At 44.5% G+C, this 517-nt stretch carries 1 protein-coding gene; it reads right to left on the minus strand.

What is annotated here, in order from left to right; translation table 11 throughout:
* The coding region (locus R7190_RS30780; protein WP_318138330.1) for a sigma-70 family RNA polymerase sigma factor at positions 1 to 517 on the minus strand (517 nt) is incomplete at both ends.

Here is a 517-nt window from a genome sequence, read left to right on the forward strand (position 1 = left end):
CCAATGGATCAAAGACGATTTGATGTCATCATCTTGAGTAGACACTTCTGGATCAGAGTTATTTGCGTCAGGAATAATATCCAGAAGCGCTTTTTCACCGTCACCACCAATTGGGGTATCAACGGAGCTAATACGCTCGTTAAGACGCAGCATTTTGCTGACATCTTCTACTGGTATATCTAATTGAGCAGCAATTTCTTCTGCAGTTGGTTCATGATCGAGCTTTTGAGAAAGTTCACGCGCAGTACGCAGATAAATGTTCAGCTCTTTCACGACATGAATAGGCAAGCGAATGGTGCGAGTTTGGTTCATCAACGCACGTTCGATCGTTTGACGGATCCACCATGTTGCGTAAGTTGAGAAACGGAAGCCTCTTTCTGGATCGAATTTTTCAACCGCTCGGATCAAGCCGAGGTTACCTTCTTCAATAAGATCGAGTAGCGCTAGGCCACGGTTGCTGTACCGACGAGAAATTTTTACTACTAAACGCAAGTTACTTTCGATCATGCGCTTACGA

This window comes from Vibrio sp. 1078-1 (assembly GCF_033340475.1).